Genomic DNA, 18,923 nt, shown 5'->3' with positions numbered 1-18,923 from the left:
CCCGCCCCAGGTACCCACCGGCTACCGAATCCTGGTCCCGCCATGCACCCTGCTCATGCTCTCCGAGGCGTTCCCCGGGCCGTGGCCGGCGCGGCCGTCGTGGTGCTGGCGGCCGGGGCACCGGCCGTGGCCGCCGGTGCCGGGCAGCCGCCGCCGGCCCCGGCGGCCGTGGCGGGCCCGTCCACCGGGCCGCCGTCCGACCGGACCGGCGCGCGCTCGGAGACCGCCGAACTCGGCATCCCGTCGATCGGGGTGCGGGACCTGCGCGTCGTGCCGTACGAGGGGACGACGGACGACGCGCCGGGAACCCGGATCCAGGACCGCGGTGCGGCAGCCGCCCCGTACGGCGAGGACGGCGGCGTCGGTCCCGGTGAGGTCGGGAACTACCTGGTGACGGCCCACCGGCTTTCCGCCGGGGGCCCCTTCCGGGAGCTGCCGTCACTGGACGAGGGGGACAAGGTCCTCGTGACGGAGGGCGGCACGGTGTACGAGTACCGGATCACCGGGACCCGGCAGACGTCCTTCCGGTCCGAGCGCTCGCTCGCCGAGCAGCGGGCCGCGGTGCCCGGCGAGCCGGGTGAGAAGCCGTCCCGGGCGATGATCACCCTCTCCACCTGCGCGACCCCGGAGGACGACGCGGCCGGGAACTTCTGGCGCGACGCCCACCACAACCCGGAGCACCGCATCGACAAGATCGGCGTGCTGGTGTCCTCCCGGCCGGCGTGAGCCGGAGAACGCGGTGTCGACGAGGCATGCCGTAAGGGCCGTTCACCATCCGCCGGACGGGTCGTCGGGCAGCTCCAGCCACCGGGACGTGCCGGGATCGACGACGTACGCGCTGCCGTCCAGCCTGACGCGTACGCCCGGCCGTTCCGAGTCCGGCACCGCGATCCGCAGCCGCTCGGCGCGCAGGCGCAGGTCCACGTCCCAGTGCCGGCGGAAGCGGAGCCGCATCCGGAACTTCGAGAGCTGCGGCAGGGTGGCCGGAGCGAGCCACAGGGCGTCGTCGCGGGTCTCCAGCCCCGTCATCCCGCGCTGCACGAAGTCGAGGGTGCCCGCCATCGCCCCCAGGTGGATGCCTTCCTCCGTCGTGCCGCCCTGGATGTCGGCCACGTCGCCGATCAGCGCCTCCTCGCAGTACCGCCAGGCCTCGTCCCGGTTGACCCTGGCCAGGACCCAGGCGTGGACGAGGGAACTGAGGGTGGAGCCGTGGCTCGTCCGCCCCACGTAGTAGTCGACGGTGGCCCGCCACGCCTCGTCGTCGAGCGTGTGACCGAGCCGGCGGAACAGCGCGGCAAGTTCCTTCGGTGAGAAGAGGTAGCCCAGCATCAGCACGTCGGCCTGCTTGGACGCCTGGTAGCGGTTGGCCGTGTCGCCCTCCGCCTCCAGGATCCGGTCGAGGCGCCGGATGTCCCCGTACCGCTGCCGGTACGCCTCCCAGTCCAGCTCCTTCAGGTCCCCGTAACCGGCGAACTGGCTGATGACGCCCTGGTGGTGGGGCACGTACAGCTTCCGGGAGATGTCGTCCCAGCGGTCCGTCTCCGCCGGGTCCATCCGGATCAGGTCCAGGAGCTGCCGTGAACGGCTCGGGGGCAGGTCACGGAAGAGCTCTCCGGCCCGCGCGAGCACCCAGGCCGCCGTCACGTTCGTGTACGTGTTGTCGTCGAGCCCCGCCGCGTCGGAGTCCGGATAGGCGTCGTGGTACTCGTCGGGTCCGACGACGCCCCGGATGCGGTAGCGAGCCAGGCCGTCGTCCCACTCGGCGCTGTCCGCCCAGAAACGGGCGATCTGCACCAGCATCTCGGCGCCCTTGGAGTAGAGGTACTCCGTGTCGCCGGTGGCCTGGCAGTACTGCCACACGTTGTACGCCACCGCCGAGCCGACATGGTGCTGCAGCCGTGAACGGTCGGGCAGCCAGCGCCCCGAGCGCGGGTTGAGGTGGACCTCCTGGGTCTCCTCGCGCCCCTCGTCGGCACTCTGCCACGGGTACATCGCCCCCACCCTGCCCGCGGCCTCCGCGGCTGCGCAGGCCGCGGGGAGCCGCCGGTGGCGGTAGTCGAGCAGCCCCCGGGAGACCTCGGGGAGATGCATGTTCAGGAAGGGCAGGACGAACAGCTCGTCCCAGAAGACGTGGCCCCGGTACGCCTCCCCGTGCAGACCTCTGGCCGGTACCCCGACGTCGAGTTCCGCGGTGTGCGGGGAGAGGGTCTGGAGCACGTGGAAGAGGTGCAGCCGCAGGATGCGTCCCGGCTCGCCCGGCACCTCCAGCTTGACCTGCTGCCACAGGTCCGCCCAGGCCCGGCGGTGCGAGGACCGGAGCCGCGCGTACACCGGGGCCTCCTCCACCACCGACACCGCGGCCCGCAGCGGACTGCCGATCGCGGGGTCGCGGGAGGTGTAGAGGCCGACCGTCTTGTCGACGACCGCGTCCCGGTCCGGGGCGAGCGGGAGCAGCAGCGTCTGGTGGACCGCGCGCTGCTCCTGCCTGGGTTCCGCCCGGTGTTCGCCGTTGCGTTCCGGTCCGCAGGAGGCCACGGTGCGGGCGGCCAGGGCGATGCCGATGTCCGACTCCACCGTGTGGCAGCGCAGCCACACCACGGAGCCCGGTTCCGTGCCGGTCTCCCAGCCGGTGAGGTGGCGGTCGGCCAGCTGGCGGTAGCGCGCGACTCCGCTGTTGCGGACGTCGCCGTCGATCCCCGACTCCACCTCCAGCTCACCCGACCATCCTTCGGCGGTGAACACCGTGTGCAGCGCCGCGAGATGGGGGTCCCCCATGTGCACCAGGCGTTCCTGCTCCACCGTCAGCCGCGGCTGGCCGCGTCCTCGTAGACCGAGCGGCGGGTCAGGATCCCGCCGCGCAGGTCGAGCGACTGCCGGTGCTCCACGAGGTGGTCGTGGTCGGGGGTCAGCCATGGGCCGGGGTGGGCGCCGGCGGGGTGGACGCGGTAGCGCAGCGGCAGCCAGTCGGGGAGGTTGACCATGTCCTCGTTCTCGACCTGGCGTCCCTGGACGGAGGAGGTCAGCCGGTTGTAGCAGCCCGCGACATACGTGCCGGGGTAGTGGACCCCGCCCGCGGGTGTCTCGGGCGCGGCTCCCCGGGTCGCGAAGTAACCGTTGCCGAGCGTGCACAGGGCTTCGCGCAGACGCTCCTTCTCCGGTTCGTATCCCTCGTACGTCCAGGTCCAGCCGCGCGCCATCAGTCCTCCCCGGTGATCAGCAGGTCCCCCGGGTCGGCCACCACGAGGTCCGCGCCGTGGCGCCGCAGACCGGCGGCGCCCTCGGGGCTGTCCGAACGGTCCACCCCGACGACGAGCCCGAAGCCGCCCCGTCGGCCCGCTTCCACTCCGGCCAGCGCGTCCTCCACGACAGCCGTGTCCCCCACGGGTACCCCCAGTCGTCGTGCCGCCTCGATGAACAGGGCAGGGTCCGGTTTGCCGGGCAGCTCCAGGCGCCGTGCCTCGTTGCCGTCGACCACCGCCGTGAACAGGTCCAGGAGACCGGCGCCCGCCAGCAGCTCGGTCGCGTGCCGGGACGCCGACGCGGCCGCGAGCGGCACCCGCGCGCCGTGCAGCACGTGCAGGAGGCGGACCGTTCCCGGCCAGACCGCGACCGGGTGGGCGCGGATGCTCCGGGTGAACTCCTCGTCCTTGCGGGCTGCGACGGCCGACACCGTCCCGGTGCCCGGTGGGTCGTCGGGGCTGCCCTCGGGAAGATCGAGGCCTCTGGAGGCGAGGAAGGCGGCGGCGCCGTCCCCGCGTGATCTGCCGTCGACGTGGCGCCGGTAGTCCTCCACCTCGTCGAAGGGCGGCTGGTCCTCGTGGAGGTCCAGACAGGCGTCGAAGGCCAGTTTCCAGGCCGCGGCGTGCGTCGGGGCGGAGTCGGTGATCACACCGTCCGTGTCGAGGACGACGGCGTGTACGGAGAGCAGGACTGCGGCCGGAGACGGTGCGCGTGCCATGACCGGACGTCCCTTCGTCGACGCATTGCGCAAAAAGTCGGAAAAGTTTGTCGATGTCCCCTTCGGGATTACCGTGAAGACATGGCCAGTACCGAGCGTCAGACCGACAGGCAGGCGGAGTACGTGTGTCCGGCCTGCAAGCAACCCGTCGCGACCGTGCCGGCGCGGCACAAGACCCTTGGCATCTTCGTCCCGCACTGGGGCCCGGGGCCGTGTCACAACTCCGGGTGCGGCAGCTACGAGGCCCCCGAGGAGTCCGGATCTGTCCGTGGGGCGGGCTCCGCCAGCCGGTGAGGTGCACCGGGCATCAGAACCGGTCCCGCTGTCATTACCGGGCGTCCGGCTCGCACGCTCCGCGTGCCGGGAGGACGTGCGCCAGGGTGGAGAGCCATCGTGATCTCTCCGTTCAGACGTTCAGGCTGAGGCGCTGACCGGGGAAGATGAGGTGCGGCCCCTGGTCCAGGACCTCACGGTTCCTCTCGTACAGCGCGTGCCACCCACCGGACACGTCCGCGCGCTCGGCGATCGTCGAGAGGCAGTCCCCCGACTCCACGACGTACGACTCCTCGTCGACGAGGTCCTCGGAGTGGTGAGTCACGCCGCTGTCGCTGCTTGCGGGGCTGCCGTTGCCGTCACTGTTCGTGCTGCCGGACGAAGACCCGCTCGACGAGTTGCCGGACCACGAGTCGTCGGCCGCGTTGCCGTTCGAACTACCGCTCGACTGACGGGAGGGGGCCGACTGGGCGGCGTCGCTCCGGTCCGCACCGCCGGACGAGGAGGACTGGCCGGACGAGGAGGACTGGCCGGACGAGGAGCTCGACGTACCGCTCGCGCCGAGGCGGCCACATGTGGGCCAGGCACCCATTCCCTGTGAGCGTGCGACGCGTTCGCCGACGGCGATCTGCTCGGAGCGGGTGGCGAGGTCGGCGCGGGGAGCGTACTGCCCGCCGCCGTAGGCGCGCCAGGTGGAGGGGGCGAACTGCAGTCCGCCGTGGTAGCCGTTGCCGGTGTTGATGTTCCAGCGGCCGCTGCTCTCGCACTCGGCGATGCGGTCCCAGTCCGTGCCCGCCGTGACGGTCGGCGCGACGACGGTCGGCGCGACCACGGCCCGGGCGGGGGCGACCTGGGCGGGGGCGGCCTGGGCGGGTGCCTTGGCCGGGGCGTCCGCGGCACTGCGGCCGGCGAGGCCGAGCACGCTCAGGAGGACGAGCAGAAGGGCGAGCACCGATTCGACGGGCCGCTTGGCGAGGGGTGATGCCGGCATGACGGTATTTCCTCCGCTGTGCTCGAGAGGTGTGCTGGGGCACGAACAGATAAGCCGCCGATAATCTTTTTCCGGGGCTTTGACGCGTTCAACGCCCGCACATTCACTCGGGTGGAGGGACTTCCATGGCACTGTTCGGCAACGCTCACACCGTCGATCCGGCCGCGGCACAACGCGACTACGCGCGCCTTCTGGGGCAGGGCGAGCAGGTGCACGCCGCGTACCTGCTGATCCGCGACACGATCCTCTTCACCGACCGCAGGCTCGTCCTCATCGACAAGCAGGGGATCACCGGCAAGAAGGTGGAGTACCACTCCGTGCCCTACCGGAGCATCACGCACTTCGCGGTGGAGACGGCGGGGACCTTCGACCTGGACGCCGAGCTGAAGATCTGGGTCTCCGGCTCCGCCACCCCGATCCAGAAGACGTTCACCAAGGGGGTCGACATCTACGAGGTGCAGGCCGTCCTCACCCAGTACGTCGCGGGGTAGACGACCGCGCGGGGCCTCAGCGCTTCCGGTCCCGCAACCGGGCCATCTCGTTCCGGATCGCCGGGAGTTGCGCGTAGAGGGCCTCTCCGGGGCAGTACGTCTGGAAGGTGTCGCGATGACCGGCGACGGCATGGAGGTACACGACCTCGCCGCGCTCGTACAGGCTCTCGTCGTTCGTCGAGACCATCCGCACGAAGCCCCGGGGGTCGACGCTCCGGTCCAGCTTCCACGCGCCCACCTTCGCGATGCCCTCGATGAGTGCCTTCGGCACCGGAACGCCGGGGTCGAAGGTGCCCAGGGCCGCGATCCCCACGCTGTGCGCGTTGAACCCGGTGGTGTGGGCCCCGCGCACGGAGCGGGCGACACCGCCCGCCCGGCCCTCGTAGACGGTGCCGCAGCGGTCGACGACGAAGTTGTAGCCGATGTCGTCCCAGCCCTCGCCCCGGACGTGCATCTCCTCCATCGCCCGGAGCATCCTGGGGGCATCGGCGCAGTCGTACCGGTTGGTGTGGCCGGTGTGGTGGACGAAGACGGCCTTGACCGTCCCCGTGTACACCGCGTCCTCCTTCACCATGCTCTCGTCCGCGTGCCACTGCGCCCGGCTGACGATCGCGGGCCTGGGGGCCGCGGCCGGCTCCGCCGGCTTCGCGGCGGCGCGGTCGGGCCCGACAAGCCGTACCGGCGCGTCCCGGAACACCAGGAAGGCGAGCGGCACGACCATGGCGCACACGACTGTTCGGCGAAGCCACATAGGGCCACCATGCGTGCTGACCAGCCACGTCGCAGGCACCCGGCACCCGATCGGGTGACATGTGGCAGCGCGCCGCACATCACCCTCCGAGCGGTCAGGAAGCGGCGACCGCCTGCTGCTCCATGATCCGTGCCGCACGGTGCGGGGACGTGTCGAGCCGGGCCAGCACCCCGGGGACCGCGTTGTTGGGGAGGATGAGCTCGAAGAGCGCCGATATCTCGGCGACCAGGTCCGGCGGCTCGGCCATGGACTCGGTCACCAGCTGAACCCCGGTCCACGCCCCGACGACCAGCCGGGACGTGGCCTCCGGATCGACGTGCGGAAGGAGCTCACCGCGCTCCTTGGCCTCGGTCAGCATCTCCGTCCCGATGGCGATCCAGTCCGGCCAGCGGGTACCGAAGAGGCTGCGCGCCCGTGGGTCGACGGACAGCCGGATCGAGGCGCTGAGCAGGGGCTCCCTGGGCAGCCGGTAGGCGAGCAGGAGCGCCATGTCGATCCACTCCTGCAGCTTGAAGGTCTGCGGAGTGACCCCGTCCGAGGTCACAGCCTCCTGGAGGACACCGCGGGCCAGCTCTTCCTTCGACGTGAAGTGGAAGTAGAGGGAACCCCGCGTGAGCCCTGCCCGGTCGAGGATCGCGGCGATGGTGGCTGCGTCGTAGCCGTGCTCGTCGAAGACCTCGGCGGCGGCTTGCAGAAAGATCCGGCGCGTGCGGATCGCCCGTTGCTGTCGTGCCAACTCGCGCTCCCCTTTGAACGTGCATGACGCTACTTCAAAAAGTACCGGTGAGCCGGTATCATATCAGCGCCGTAACAACTATTTTGCGCCATGTCCGGGAGGGCCGTGCCCGACATACCCGCTGTTCCGTGCCCCCCGCTCTCCGCGGCCGAGGGACGGAACGGCATCCACAAGGAGTACGTCCACCTGGGACGTTCCGACATGGTTCTCCTCACGTCCTGGCAGCGCGAGGAAGATGGCGAGTTCTCGCTCTCCGCGAGGTGGCCGGCCCCGCTGCCGGTTCGGCCTACGACATGCGGATGCTCACACAGACCGTCCGGCAGAGCGGTCTGACCATCGCGCACGCGGCGTACGGCGCACCCCTTTCCGATCACACCGTGCTGAGCTACTTCGACTTCACGGTCGCGCCCGGCTTCGCAGTACCCGCCGACGCGCCCTGCGACCTTACTGTCGAGGTCACCGTCAAGAATGCCAAGGTGCGGGGGAACAGGGTCAGTTCGCTGGACATGGACTTCCGCATCCTCCGGGACGGCAGCATGGTGGCCCGCGCGGATTCCGAATTCGGCTGGCTCTCCACGCGCGTGTACCGCCGGCTTCGCGGCGAGCACTTCGACGTCGACTGGAACGCGTGGCCGTTGCCCGCTCCGGTCGAACCCCGCACCGTCGGCCGGAGCAGGCCCGTCGACGTGGTCCTGTCGGCCGGTGACCACCCCCGGCACTGGCAGTTACGCAACGACGTGGACAACGCGGTGCTCTACGACCACCCTGTGGACCACGTCCCGGGGCTCGCCCTCATGGAAGCGGCACATCAGGCCGCGAACGCCACAGTGCACCCGGCGGACTTCGAGGCGACCACCGTCACCAGCGCGTTCGAGCGCTACGCCGAGTTCGACCGCCCCTGCTGGATCGAGGCGGAGGTCCTGCCCGCCGCCCCCGGGGAGACCTCCGTCCTGGTCACGGCGACACAGGACGGGGAAACGGTTTTCCGGAGCCGGCTGAGCGGACCCTGCGGCTGACGACGGCCGGGGCCGGGCGCGCTACTGGTTGACGAACCCGCCGTCCACCGGCATGACCGTGCCCGTGAGGAACGGGCAGCGGTCGCTGAGCAGCCAGGCGGCCGCGTTCGCGATCTCCTCGGGCTCCGCCGTACGCCCCTGCGGCGTCATGCTGTTGACCATCTCCTCCAGGCCCGGGTTGCGCCCGAACCAGTCCGCCGTGATCTCGCTGCGCGTCGTTCCCGGCGCAACGGCGTTGACCCTGATGCCCTGCTTCGCGTACTCGTCCGCGGCGGCCCTGGTGAGGCCCACGACGGCGTGCTTCGCCGCTATGTAGGGCGCGGCCGCCGGTATGGCCACCAGCCCGCCCACACTGCTGTTGTTCACGATGGAGCAGCCTCGGGGGTTCTGCAGCATGGCCGCTATCTCGTGGCGGAGGCAGTTCCAGACGCCGCGCACGTTGGTGTCCATGACCGCGTCGTAGACGTCATCGCCCATGAGGTGAAGGGGAGTCCGGTCACCCCCCAGCCCCGCGTTGTTGAAGGCGGAGTCCAGCCGGCCGTAGGTGTCGACCGTGAAGTCCACGGCCCGCGCGGCGTCCTGCGGGACCGTGACGTCACAGACGACATAGGAGGCCTGGGCCCCCTTGTCCTTCAACTCCGTCACCAGCGAAGCCAGTCGGTCCTCCCGGCGCGCGGCCAGGACGACCGTCGCGCCTTCCTGCGAGAACACCCGGGCCGCCGACGCACCGATACCGCTGCTCGCCCCGGTGATCAGGACGACTCTGTCGTGGAGAAGATCGCTCATGGCGGCAGTCTGGCAGGGCGCCCCGGCCGTGGCCACGGCCGATCACGTACCGCGCGGTCCTGCCGGGATCCGCCCCGGATGCGGTGCGTGCGGGACGGTGGCCGTTACGGCAGCGGCTGTCCGTTCCGCGCCTCGTGGACATCGACCCGGAGCGACGAAAAAACAGACCGTTTATGCTGTTTTCGGCTTCACTTCTGACAAAAGAGGATGCAGAGCCACAGAACCCAGGGCCCCGCGAGCGCCCCGCGGTACCGTGCGGCATGCTCGCTATCCAGTTCGACCACTTCGGTGGTCCCGAAGTACTCCGCCCCGTGGAACTGGCCTCCCCCGTGCCCGGCCCCGGAGAGCTGCTCCTCACCGTCGAGGCCGCCGGGGTGAACTTCGCCGACACCCATCAGACGGACGGCTCCTATCTCGGCGCCGACGCCCTCCCGCACGTACCGGGCAGCGAGGTCGTGGGCCGCACACCGGACGGGAGGCGGGTGCTGGCACGGGTCTCGCACGGATACGCGGAGCAGGTCACCGCCAAGGAGTCCGCCGTCCTGGAGATCCCCGAGGACCTGGAGGCGGCCCACGCACTCGCCCTCATGGTGCAGGGGCTGACCGCCTGGCACCTGCTGCGGTCTGCGGCCCGGCTGCGTCGCGGTGAGAGCGTCGTCGTGCACTCCGCGGCGGGCGGCGTCGGCAGCCTCGCCGTCCAGCTGGCCAGGGAGTTCGGGGCGGGCCGGGTGCTCGCTCAGGCCACCGGCCCGGCCAAGGAGCGGCTCGCCCTGGAACTCGGCGCGGACGCGGTGATCACCTATCCCCTCGCGGAGAAGGCGGACGTCGTCCTGGACGCCGTCGGCGGGGAGCTCTTCGACCAGGCTCTGGACTCACTGGCGTCCTTCGGCCGGCTGGTCACGTACGGCAACTCCGCCCGCGCCGGCTTCACCGCCGTCGATCCGGCCCGGCTCGGCCGCCTCAACGCCTCCGTCGTCGGATTCTGGCTGCGTCCCACCCTCGCCGCTCCCGACGCGGTCTCCGGGCCCCTGAAGGAGCTCTTCGCCCTGGTCGCCGAGGGCCGCCTCGCGCCCGTGACCGGCGGCAGCTACCCGCTCGCCGACGCCCGGCAGGCCCACGAGGACCTGCTCGCGCGCCGGACCACCGGGAAGCTGATCCTCACTCCCTGAACGGGCGGAGCGGGATCGGGCGGCTTGGCCCCCGGCCCCGCCCGGGTCCCGGCCGTCCTCTCAGCCGATGACGTACGTCGTGCCGAGCACCGTGGCGTGCTCCAGGACGTCCTCCAGGGGGTCGTCGATCTGGCCCGTCGCGATCAGCGCCACCTGCGGCCCGTTGTGCGAGCCGGTGTGGGTCTCGTCCGCCTGGGCCGCCCCCGCCGGGAGCACGGACGCCAGAACGGCCACCCCCAGCACGGTCAGCTTGCTCTTCATCTCGTCCCGCTCCCCTCGCCCGCCGCCGTCCGTGCGGCACCGGAACGATCTTCTCGGCAGGCGGACGGGCACGGACGCGGACACGAGTCACCGCCGGGGAACTGTTACAGACATTCCCGGCATCCTCCCCCTCGCACACACCGCACCCCCGGACCAGGAGGCCTCGGGGGTGCGGGTGCGTGCGGGGAAGGACGGGCCGGGTGGCTACGCGGCCTTGTTGGTCCGGCGCTGAGCCGCTGCGGCACGTGCCTCCGGCGTCGGGGTGCCGGCGTTGGAACGCCGCCCCTGCCCGGGACGCGCGCCGCGCCGGCCACGGGGACGGGAGCCGTTGCCCTTGCCGCGCTCCGCCACCGGCGAGCTGATGGTCACGGGCACCCCGGACGGCGCCTGGGCCCCAGTGATGCGGTTCAGTTCGGCCTCACCGGAACGGACCTGGGCGACCTGCGGCGTGATTCCCGCGTCGGCCATCAGCCGGGTCATGTCGCGGCGCTGGTTGGGCAGCACGAGCGTGACGACACTGCCGGACTCCCCGGCACGCGCGGTGCGCCCGCCGCGGTGCAGGTAGTCCTTGTGGTCGCTGGGCGGGTCGACGTTGACGACCAGGTCGAGGTTGTCGACGTGGATGCCGCGGGCCGCGACGTTCGTGGCGACCAGCACCGTGACATGGCCGGTCTTGAACCGGTCGAGGGTGCGGGTGCGCTGCGGCTGCGACTTGCCGCCGTGCAGAGCGGCCGCCCGCACGCCGCTGCTCAGCAGGTGGTCGGTGAGCTTGTCCACGGCGTGCTTGGTGTCCAGGAACATGATCACCCGGCCGTCGCGGGCGGCGATCTCGGTCGTCGTCGCGTACTTGTCCGCGCCCTGGACGTAGAGCACGTGGTGCTCCATCGTCGTCACCGCACCGGCGGCGGGGTCCACCGAGTGGACGACCGGGTCGTGCAGGTAACGGCGGACCAGCAGGTCGACGTTGCGGTCCAGGGTGGCCGAGAACAGCATCCGCTGGCCCTCGGGGTTGACCTGGTCCAGCAGCTCGGTGACCTGGGGCATGAAGCCCATGTCGGCCATCTGGTCGGCCTCGTCGAGGACGGTGATGGCGACCCGGTCGAGCTTGCAGTCGCCGCGCTCGATGAGGTCCTTGAGCCGGCCCGGGGTGGCGACCACCACTTCGGCGCCCCCGCGCAGCGCGCTGGCCTGGCGGCCGATCGACATGCCGCCGACGACCGTGGCGAGCCTGAGCCTGAGGGAGCGGGCGTACGGGGTGAGCGCGTCGGTGACCTGCTGGGCCAGTTCCCGGGTGGGCACGAGGACCAGGGCCAGCGGGCGGCGCGCGTCGGCGCGGTTGCCCGCGGTCCGGGCCAGCAGGGCCAGACCGAAGGCGAGCGTCTTGCCCGATCCGGTGCGGCCGCGGCCCAGGACGTCCCGTCCGGCGAGCGAGTTCGGCAGGGTGGCCGCCTGGATCGGGAACGGCACGGACACGCCCTCGGCGGCCAGCGCCGCCAGCAGCGGCTCCGGCATGTCGAGGTCCGCGAAGGCCTCGGCGGCGGGGAGGGCGGGGGTGATGGTCACCGGCAGCGCGAACTCACCCGTGACGGCGGAGGAGCGGCGGCCGTAGCCACCGGAGCGCTTCGGGCCGCCGGAGCGCCCCTGCGAACCCGGGGCGCCCTGCCGGCCGGACCCCGCGGAGCGGAATCCGTTGGCGGTGCGGCTGCCGGCGGACCCGCCGGAGCGGGTCCGAGAAAATCGGTCATTCGTGCGAGCGGTGCGATCGCGGTTCAACTGGGAACCCTTCCCTCGAATGGCACGTATCGAGGGATTCTTTCCGGGCGGCTGCAGCCATGTACGGCGCCAAGAATCGCAAGAACGAGCCGGTGAAATAACGAAGAACGAAGTCTGCCCATCGGATTAACAATCCGAATTCGGCACTCCATCATGACTGCATATGACCGCCGGGCGCGTGACCCGCACACATCAGGAATTAACCTGCGAGGTGCACCGGCCCCGGCACGGCCGGGAAAAACACAACGAGCTGGGGCCCGCACCCCAAGGTGCGGGCCCCAGCTGCGTCGTACGACCTGAGGATCAGGCGGGGGTGATGTTCTCCGCCTGCGGGCCCTTCTGGCCCTGCGTGACGTCGAAGTTCACCTTCTGGCCTTCCTGCAGCTCGCGGAAGCCCTGGGCGGCGATGTTCGAGTAGTGGGCGAAGACGTCAGCGCCGCCACCCTCCTGCTCGATGAAGCCGAAGCCCTTTTCCGAGTTGAACCACTTCACGGTACCGGTAGCCATGTCAAATCTCCTTCGGGGCGTTGCTCGTGGGCCCACACCGTGCGGGCCCTACGTCGCCGCAAATGATTGCCCCGTCCGGAAGAGACCGGAAATACAAAAGCGCCCCCGCCGGAGTGAAACCGACGAGTGCACTTGAAGTTTTGGGAACCACAACTGCAACTGAGATCAACAGTAGCACGATTCGGTCACAAGTGAGCTGTAGGTCATATCACTGTGCCACCGCTCCATCAGGAACGGCATAAACTCTCACCGCTCATTACGCGTATTTCTGTGCCCGCCGAAACAGATATGCGCCCGCGGGCCGCTCAGGAATCGGGGCCGGTCCGGTCGGCCGCAGGCCGGCGCAGTTCCTCGTTGAGGCGCAGGGCCTCCTCGAGCTGGTCCTCCAGGATGACGATGCGGCAGGCCGCCTCGATCGGTGTGCCGGAGTCCACCAGCTCACGGGCCCGCGCGGCGATACGCAGCTGGTAGCGCGAGTAGCGGCGGTGGCCGCCCTCGGAACGCAGCGGCGTGATCAGGCGGGCCTCGCCGATGGCCCTGAGGAAGCCTGGCGTCGCACCGATCATCTCCGCGGCCCGCCCCATGGTGTACGCGGGGTAGTCGTCGTCGTCGAGACGGTCCGTGGAACGCGACGGGGATTCCGGGGGCATCTGCACCTCTTCTGCTGCGCACCGGGCCACCGATATGACCTGGCTGCACAAGAAACCCTAGGCGTACCGATAGGTCATGTCTATTGCCGCTGGAACAGGTTTCCGCCGTCCCCACCACCGCCCGCGCGAGGACATGTGCGGTGCGACGCCCGCCCGGAGCGCTCCGTAGCCAGGTGGGCACCTCAACGAGGCTGACCGACCGGTCAGTTGTCGGCGGACCGGCGAACGGTCATACTGCACGGGTAGCCCTTCACGCATCCCCCGTCGTGAAGGGCTACATCGACGCGCGGCCGGCGACGTCGCGCGGCACGCGCGGACTGGAGCACACACGGCATGAGCGGCACCGGAACGACCACGACGGTGGCCCGCGCGGTCACGGACGTCCTGCAGCCCCGCAATGTGCTGCTCTTCGGCATGCTCGCCATCGGACTGGCCTCGGCCGGTGACTGGACCGGGCTCCCCTGGGGCTTCCTCGGCGCCCTCTGCGCCGGCCTGGTCCCCGCCGGCTACATCGAGTGGGAGCGCGGTCGCGGCACCTGGGGCGACCGTCACGTCGTGGACCGGACCCAGCGGGCGCCCATCTTCCTGGTGATCCTGGGCTCGCTCGGCACCGGCGCGCTGATCATGATCCTGGGCGACGCCCCCCTCGGCATCCTGATCGCGATGGTCTCCCTGTGGGTCATGACGACCGTGCTCCTGGCGGTCAACGCGTTCTGGAAGATCTCGGTCGACTCCGCGGTCGCGTCGGCCGTGGTCGCCCTCCTCAGCGTCGCGCACTCTCCGTGGTGGCTGTGCGCGGGCGCGGCGGCCCTCGCCGTGTGCTGGTCACGGGTGGTACTGCGCTACCACTCGGTGGGCCAGACGGTCGCGGGAGCCGCGGCCGGCGCGGCGACGGCCGCCGGTTTCCTCTTCGCCTGACCCACGCGGCCGGACAGCCCCGGCACCTGCGCGACACCCTTCACCCCGACGAGCCGGGCGGCCCCGATTGCGGACCCGCCCCGGAGCCCGTTACGTGGAGGAAGGGGCCGCGCAGCGATGCAACCGGAGGGACACGGATGCCCAGGAAAGCCGCGAACTCCAAGGTCGGCCTGCTCATGAGCCTCGGCAGCAGCACGATCGCCGTCGTCCGCACCGTCAAGCAGCTGCGCAGGGCCCGGGGAACCCAGGACAAGCTGACCGCCGCGAACACCGTGGCGGGGCTCCTGCCCCTGATCACCTCCGCGCTGCTCGTCCTGCGCCGGCTGCGCGGGCGCTCCCGGCAGCCGGCGCGCTGACCGGCGACGCGGCCGGCCGGCGCGGTCACCGCACCCGCTCCCGCAGCCTCTCCAGCACCCGGGCACTCAGCAGCTCGTACTCCTCGCGGAGCCGTACGATCTCCGCCTGCCTTTCCACGGCCACGCCGTCGGTCACGATCTCGTGCGGGGCGAACTGCTCCCGGGTCAGGTCGATCTCCAAACCCGCGCCCAGGCGGTTCCACCAGTGGAAGTCGACGCACTCGCCGTCGACCCGCACCTCGCCCCGGATCAGCTCACCGCCCAGCAGGTCGTTGACGACGAGGGCGGTGACGCCGCACTGGTCACGGGCCGGATTCCCCGGGTCCCAGTCCGGCCGGTGCACGGGCGTGGTGGTGTCGGCGCCCCAGCTGTCGCGGACGGCGGCTTCGATGTCGGTGAGGAGCAGAGGTCCCATGCGGGAGATCCTCGCACCGGCCACCGACAACGCCCAGGGCGAAGTCTCCTTGACCCGTGAAACCCTTGTACGGAAAGGGCGTTCAGTAGCCCCGGCTCCGCGAGACGAGTACCGCGATGTCATCCTCGGCCGTGTCCGCGAACCGGTCCACGACCTCGTCCAGCAGGTCCTCGAGCCGCCCGCCGGCGGGCAGGGTGAGCCGGGTCAGCCGTTCGATCGACACGTCGATGTCCTCGCCCCGGCGTTCCACCAGTCCGTCCGTGTACATGAACAGCACCGTCCCGGGACCGCACGGCACCACGGTCGTCCGGTACCCGCCGAAGCCCGTGCCCAGCGGTGGCCCCGCCACCAGCGGCGCCACCCGCGCCCGGGACGCTCCCGGGTCGATGAGCACCGGGGGCGGATGACCCGCGCTGGCCACCTCGCAGACCCCCTCACGCCGGTCCACGACCGCGACCAGACAGGTCGCCGCCCGATCGAGCCCCGACTGCTCCACCGCCTTGTCGAGCCGTTCGAGAATGCGGTGCGGCGGCTGGTCGTCCTCGGCCATGATGCGCAGCATCGAGCGGTAGTTGCTCATGGCGACCGCGGCCTCCACCCCGTGGCCCATCACGTCGCCCATCACCTTCAGATGGCGTCCGCCCTGCAGCGGGATGGCGTCGAACCAGTCGCCGCCCACCAACGCCCCCGCCCCTGCGGGCAGATAGAGCGAAGCGATCTCGATGCCCGGATTCGGCCCCCGGGGCTCGGAGAGCAGGGACCGCTGGAGCTCACCGGCGATGCGGTGCTCGTGGGTGTAGCGGTACGCGTGGTCGATGTCGACCGCGGCGCGGCCCGCGAGCGTCCGGGCGACGACGACGTCCAGCCCTTCGGTGAAGGGAGGGGAGTCGCCGGCCCGCAGCAGACTGAGCACACCCAGCGGCCGCCCTCTCGCGGTGAGCGGTACGGCGACCGCCGAGTGCAGCCCGATGGCCCGGTAGGCCTCGACCCGTTCGGGGCTGGGTGCGGCGCGGCTGAGCCGCTCGTCCCCGTAGAGGTTCTCGACCACCGGCCCGTCGGCGGCCAGGCAGCGCGGTACGGCCGCGTCGTCCTGGTAGTCGATGTCCGCACCCGGGCCACCGAACTGCGCGATTGCATCGGCGAGTTCAGGGACGGTGGCCACTCCGGCCCGCCGAAGCCGGAGGACCCCGGCCGGTGGTTCACGCCGAGTGTGGCCGACGTCCCGGGGGATCATCTCCACCACGGCGACGTCGGCCATCAAGGGCACCACGAAATCAGCGAGTTCCTGACAGGTCGTCCTCACGTCGAGCGTCGTACCGATGCTGACGGCCGCGTTGTCCAGGAGCGTCAGGTAGCTCCTGGCCCGCAGCAGTTCCTCCCGCTCGTTCTGTGTGGCGGTGATCTCCTGGGCGATCACCATCAGCCCGCTCACCCGGCCTCCCTCCTGGAGCCGGTGGCAGGCGCCGCGCCAGTAACGCCGCTTCACCGCGGAGTCCACCCAGGTCTGCCCGCTCGTGGTGAGTTCGCGGGGCCGTCCGTCGGCCAGCACCCGGCGCAGGACGTCCAGCCGGACGTCGACGTCCGGCAGCACCTCTGCGATGGTCCGGCCCAGGTGCGCCGCCGCCGGCACGCCGTTGAGCCGTTCGAGTGCCGGGTTCACATACACGTAGCGCAGATCCTCGTCGAACACGGCCACTCCTGCCGGGCTCCCGCCGACGAGCGCGTCCAGCGCCCGCACGTCGGGGAGCGGCCGGTCGGCGTGCTCTTCGGCCTGCAACGGAGCCTCCAGAGGGATGCGTACCCGGCGGGTGCGGAGAGGTCGGCACGCACGGGCCGGGCCGGCGTCCGGACCCTCATCCTCTGCCGCCGCGCACCGCCCCGCATCTCCGCGGGCGCTGCCCGTCGGTGTCGAGCCCGTCCAGGGACAGGGTGCCCTCCGAGGCCGCCGCACCGGGCGGCAGCCCGAAGGCCGCCGCCACCCGGCTGGGCACCGGGGTCATCCCCAGCAGTCCCGTGACCAGCAGTCCCGCCAGGTGGTGCCAGGCCGGGGCCCTTCGGATCATCGCGTGGTCACTGCCGGGGATCGTCACCAGACAGGTGCGGGCGCCCGCGCGGCGCGCCCTGGCCGTGAGGGACTGGGACGCCAGAGGGCTCGTCACCCGGTCCCGGGTGCTGTGCAGCAGGACGACGTCGCGCCCCGCCAGCTGCGTCACCGGATCGCCGGGCGGGCACCACGGCGCGAGTCCGACCACCGCGCGGACCAGCGGGTGCCCCGCGGCGTGGAGGGCGGCGCGGGCCCCCATGGAGTGGCCGAGGAGGACCACCGGGATGTCCCCCGCCTCGCGCCGCAGGGCGTCGAGCACCCGCAGGGCGTCGTGCAGCGGGTCCTCGCGGGATCCGTTCCAGCCGCGGTGCGTGTAGCGGACCCGCTGCACGCGCACACCGGAGTCCCCGCGCACCGCGCGGGCCACGACGCGCGAGACGGGCAGCATGCGCAGGCCGGGGAGGTTCAGGGCGCCGGGGGCCGGCGCCTCGATGCCGGTCTCGTAGCCGCCGTGGAGGATGAGCACCGCTGCCGACGGCGTTCGTTCGGCCACACGTACCTCCAGATCGAGGCGCCGGGCTCCGGCGCCCGCGCTCTGTTCCATATTCGGTGCCGGACGGCGTACGGATGGGTCGAACGCGTCGATGTGTGGAAAGTGCCGTTCACTGTACGAAGCACGAAGGCCCTCCCGTACGCGACCCAAGGAGCCACGACATGGCGTCAGGACCTCAGATCGGCAGCCCCGCACCGGACTTCACCCTTCCCGGAGGCGTACTCACCGGCGACACCTTCGAGCGTCGTGACCACACGCTCTCCGCCGCACGCGGCCGGGCCGTCGTCCTCGCCTTCTACCCCGGTGACAACACGGCGGTCTGCACCAAGCAGCTCTGCTCCTACTCCTCGGGCCTGGAGACCTTCGAGGGGCTCGACGCCGAGGTCTGGGGAATCAGTCCACAGGGTGTGGACAGCCATGAGTCCTTCGCCCGCGGTCACGGCCTGCGCATGCCGTTGCTGGCCGACACGGGACGGGAGACCGCCCGGGCCTACGGGGTCACGGCGCCCGGTATCGGGGTGCGCCGCTCCGTCTTCCTGATCGGACCCGACGGTGTGCTGCGGTGGAAGCACGTCGCCCTGCTCGGGGCCACGTTCCAGTCGCTCGACACGCTCGCCGAGCAGCTTTCCGGCATCAGGACGGCGTAAAGACTGCCGGACTCCGGCAGTACCCCTGGCGGGCACCGTATGGGACCATTCAGCCAGTTCGACGGAAACATTTCGGGGGATTTCCGAACACCGGGGGAGTGATCACATGACCGTCCTTCTCGGTCTCGGCATTGCGGGAGTCGTTCTCCTCGTCCTCTCGCTGATCTTCGACGGAATCCTCGAAGGCCTCCTCGGTGACGCCCTGGGCGGTCTGCTGAACGGTTTCTTCGACGGTCTGCTGTCCCTGCCCGTCATCGCCGGTTTCCTCTCCATGCTCGGCTTCGGCGGTGCGATCGTCCTCGGCACCACGGGCGTCGGAACGCCGGTGGCCGTCACGGCCGGTGCCGCGGCGGGCGTCGTCGCGGCCTGGCTGACCTGGAAGTTCAGCCAGGCCCTGATGAGGGATCAGACCACCGCCACCCCGCGCGGCGACGACCTCGTCGGCACCTCGGGCTCCGTCGTCACGCCGATCCCGGCCGACGGCTACGGCGAGGTGCTGCTGCGACTCGCGGGCCAGACCGTGAAGTACGCCGCGAAGAGCGCCGTCCCGGTCGAGCGCGGCGCCGAGATCTGGGTGGAGGCCACCCTCTCGACCACCTCGGTCACGGTCCGCCCCGTCGAACGCTGA

At 71.2% G+C, this 18,923-nt stretch carries 20 protein-coding genes and 1 pseudogene; 8 read left to right on the top strand and 13 right to left on the bottom strand.

Annotation, left to right across the window (positions count from 1 at the left end):
- Window positions 1-42 precede the first annotated feature (42 nt).
- Window positions 43-726: a class E sortase gene (locus P8A20_RS18820; RefSeq protein ID WP_187282292.1), complete on the top strand. Its 684-nt coding sequence runs from the start codon at window positions 43-45 to the stop codon at window positions 724-726.
- Window positions 727-768: 42 nt separating this feature from the next.
- On the opposite strand, the pseudogene P8A20_RS18815 reads toward P8A20_RS18820, so the two are convergent.
- From P8A20_RS18815 to P8A20_RS18805, 3 genes and pseudogenes are all read right to left on the bottom strand, one after another.
- Window positions 769-3,197, bottom strand: a pseudogene (locus tag P8A20_RS18815) (glycoside hydrolase family 65 protein).
- Window positions 3,197-3,958: an HAD family hydrolase gene (locus P8A20_RS18810; protein ID WP_147961715.1), complete on the bottom strand. Its 762-nt coding sequence runs from the start codon at window positions 3,956-3,958 to the stop codon at window positions 3,197-3,199. The pseudogene P8A20_RS18815 and the gene P8A20_RS18810 overlap by 1 nt, the downstream one beginning before the upstream one ends.
- 406 nt (window positions 3,959-4,364) lie before the next feature.
- Entirely contained in the window at window positions 4,365-5,222 is an 858-nt protein-coding gene (locus P8A20_RS18805) for a LysM peptidoglycan-binding domain-containing protein (RefSeq protein WP_306103902.1), read from the bottom strand.
- Between the two features lie 125 nt (window positions 5,223-5,347).
- On the opposite strand from P8A20_RS18805, the gene P8A20_RS18800 reads away from it, so the two are divergent.
- Window positions 5,348-5,713 (top strand): PH domain-containing protein, encoded by a 366-nt coding sequence (locus P8A20_RS18800; RefSeq protein WP_147958689.1) that lies wholly within the window; start codon window positions 5,348-5,350, stop codon window positions 5,711-5,713.
- Window positions 5,714-5,729: 16 nt separating this feature from the next.
- Here the strand turns inward: P8A20_RS18800 and P8A20_RS18795 are convergent, their stop codons facing one another.
- A complete protein-coding gene (locus P8A20_RS18795) occupies window positions 5,730-6,464 on the bottom strand; it encodes a peptidoglycan recognition protein family protein (RefSeq protein WP_147958688.1) in 735 nt (244 codons plus the stop codon).
- Between the two features lie 94 nt (window positions 6,465-6,558).
- Window positions 6,559-7,200 (bottom strand): ScbR family autoregulator-binding transcription factor, encoded by a 642-nt coding sequence (locus P8A20_RS18790; RefSeq protein WP_147958687.1) that lies wholly within the window; start codon window positions 7,198-7,200, stop codon window positions 6,559-6,561.
- A 299-nt stretch (window positions 7,201-7,499) separates the two neighbouring features.
- Here P8A20_RS18790 and P8A20_RS18785 point away from each other — a divergent pair, with 299 nt between their 5' ends.
- Entirely contained in the window at window positions 7,500-8,216 is a 717-nt protein-coding gene (locus P8A20_RS18785; RefSeq protein WP_306103901.1) for a ScbA/BarX family gamma-butyrolactone biosynthesis protein, read from the top strand.
- Window positions 8,217-8,237: 21 nt separating this feature from the next.
- On the opposite strand, the gene P8A20_RS18780 is transcribed toward P8A20_RS18785, so the two are convergent.
- Window positions 8,238-9,002 (bottom strand): SDR family NAD(P)-dependent oxidoreductase, encoded by a 765-nt coding sequence (locus P8A20_RS18780; RefSeq protein WP_147958685.1) that lies wholly within the window; start codon window positions 9,000-9,002, stop codon window positions 8,238-8,240.
- 260 nt (window positions 9,003-9,262) lie between these two features.
- Between P8A20_RS18780 and P8A20_RS18775 the strand changes: the two genes are divergently transcribed.
- On the top strand, window positions 9,263-10,171 hold the full coding sequence (locus tag P8A20_RS18775; RefSeq protein ID WP_306103900.1) for a quinone oxidoreductase family protein: 909 nt from the start codon (window positions 9,263-9,265) through the stop codon (window positions 10,169-10,171).
- Between the two features lie 60 nt (window positions 10,172-10,231).
- Here the strand turns inward: P8A20_RS18775 and P8A20_RS18770 are convergent, their stop codons facing one another.
- The 4 genes from P8A20_RS18770 to P8A20_RS18755 all read right to left on the bottom strand — a co-directional run bounded on the left by P8A20_RS18770 (window position 10,232) and on the right by P8A20_RS18755 (window position 13,362).
- Complete coding sequence (locus P8A20_RS18770) at window positions 10,232-10,432, bottom strand: hypothetical protein (protein WP_147958683.1); 201 nt, start codon at window positions 10,430-10,432, stop codon at window positions 10,232-10,234.
- Window positions 10,433-10,636: 204 nt separating this feature from the next.
- The gene (locus P8A20_RS18765) at window positions 10,637-12,205 is read right to left on the bottom strand and encodes a DEAD/DEAH box helicase (RefSeq protein ID WP_147958682.1); all 1,569 of its coding nucleotides are present in this window, start codon (window positions 12,203-12,205) and stop codon (window positions 10,637-10,639) included.
- A gap of 303 nt (window positions 12,206-12,508) precedes the next feature.
- Window positions 12,509-12,712: a cold-shock protein gene (locus tag P8A20_RS18760; protein WP_014155340.1), complete on the bottom strand. Its 204-nt coding sequence runs from the start codon at window positions 12,710-12,712 to the stop codon at window positions 12,509-12,511.
- A gap of 305 nt (window positions 12,713-13,017) precedes the next feature.
- Window positions 13,018-13,362 carry a MerR family transcriptional regulator gene (locus P8A20_RS18755; RefSeq protein ID WP_147958681.1) on the bottom strand — a complete coding sequence of 115 codons (345 nt, stop codon included), beginning with the start codon at window positions 13,360-13,362 and terminating at the stop codon, window positions 13,018-13,020.
- 333 nt (window positions 13,363-13,695) lie between these two features.
- Between P8A20_RS18755 and P8A20_RS18750 the strand changes: the two genes are divergently transcribed.
- Window positions 13,696-14,280 carry a hypothetical protein gene (locus P8A20_RS18750; protein ID WP_147958680.1) on the top strand — a complete coding sequence of 195 codons (585 nt, stop codon included), beginning with the start codon at window positions 13,696-13,698 and terminating at the stop codon, window positions 14,278-14,280.
- Between the two features lie 137 nt (window positions 14,281-14,417).
- Window positions 14,418-14,636: a hypothetical protein gene (locus P8A20_RS18745; RefSeq protein WP_147958679.1), complete on the top strand. Its 219-nt coding sequence runs from the start codon at window positions 14,418-14,420 to the stop codon at window positions 14,634-14,636.
- A gap of 25 nt (window positions 14,637-14,661) precedes the next feature.
- Here P8A20_RS18745 and P8A20_RS18740 read toward each other — a convergent pair whose 3' ends face one another.
- The 3 genes from P8A20_RS18740 to P8A20_RS18730 form a co-directional block, all read right to left on the bottom strand.
- The gene (locus tag P8A20_RS18740; protein ID WP_306103899.1) at window positions 14,662-15,051 is read right to left on the bottom strand and encodes a YunG family protein; all 390 of its coding nucleotides are present in this window, start codon (window positions 15,049-15,051) and stop codon (window positions 14,662-14,664) included.
- Window positions 15,052-15,133: 82 nt separating this feature from the next.
- On the bottom strand, window positions 15,134-16,828 hold the full coding sequence (locus tag P8A20_RS18735) for a SpoIIE family protein phosphatase (RefSeq protein ID WP_147958677.1): 1,695 nt from the start codon (window positions 16,826-16,828) through the stop codon (window positions 15,134-15,136).
- A 76-nt stretch (window positions 16,829-16,904) separates the two neighbouring features.
- Window positions 16,905-17,648, bottom strand: coding sequence for an alpha/beta hydrolase (locus P8A20_RS18730; protein ID WP_147958676.1), 744 nt, complete (start codon window positions 17,646-17,648; stop codon window positions 16,905-16,907).
- Between the two features lie 161 nt (window positions 17,649-17,809).
- Between P8A20_RS18730 and P8A20_RS18725 the strand changes: the two genes are divergently transcribed.
- Both P8A20_RS18725 and P8A20_RS18720 read left to right on the top strand, forming a co-directional pair.
- Entirely contained in the window at window positions 17,810-18,295 is a 486-nt protein-coding gene (locus P8A20_RS18725; protein ID WP_147958675.1) for a peroxiredoxin, read from the top strand.
- Between the two features lie 106 nt (window positions 18,296-18,401).
- Window positions 18,402-18,923, top strand: a complete 522-nt coding sequence (locus P8A20_RS18720; protein ID WP_147958674.1) for an NfeD C-terminal domain-containing protein — start codon at window positions 18,402-18,404, stop codon at window positions 18,921-18,923.

The organism is Streptomyces sp. Alt3 (genome assembly GCF_030719215.1).
GTDB classification, from domain to species: Bacteria; Actinomycetota; Actinomycetes; order Streptomycetales; family Streptomycetaceae; genus Streptomyces; species Streptomyces glycanivorans.
Note: the sequence above shows the minus strand (reverse complement) of the source record. Positions and strands in the feature narration are given on the sequence as shown.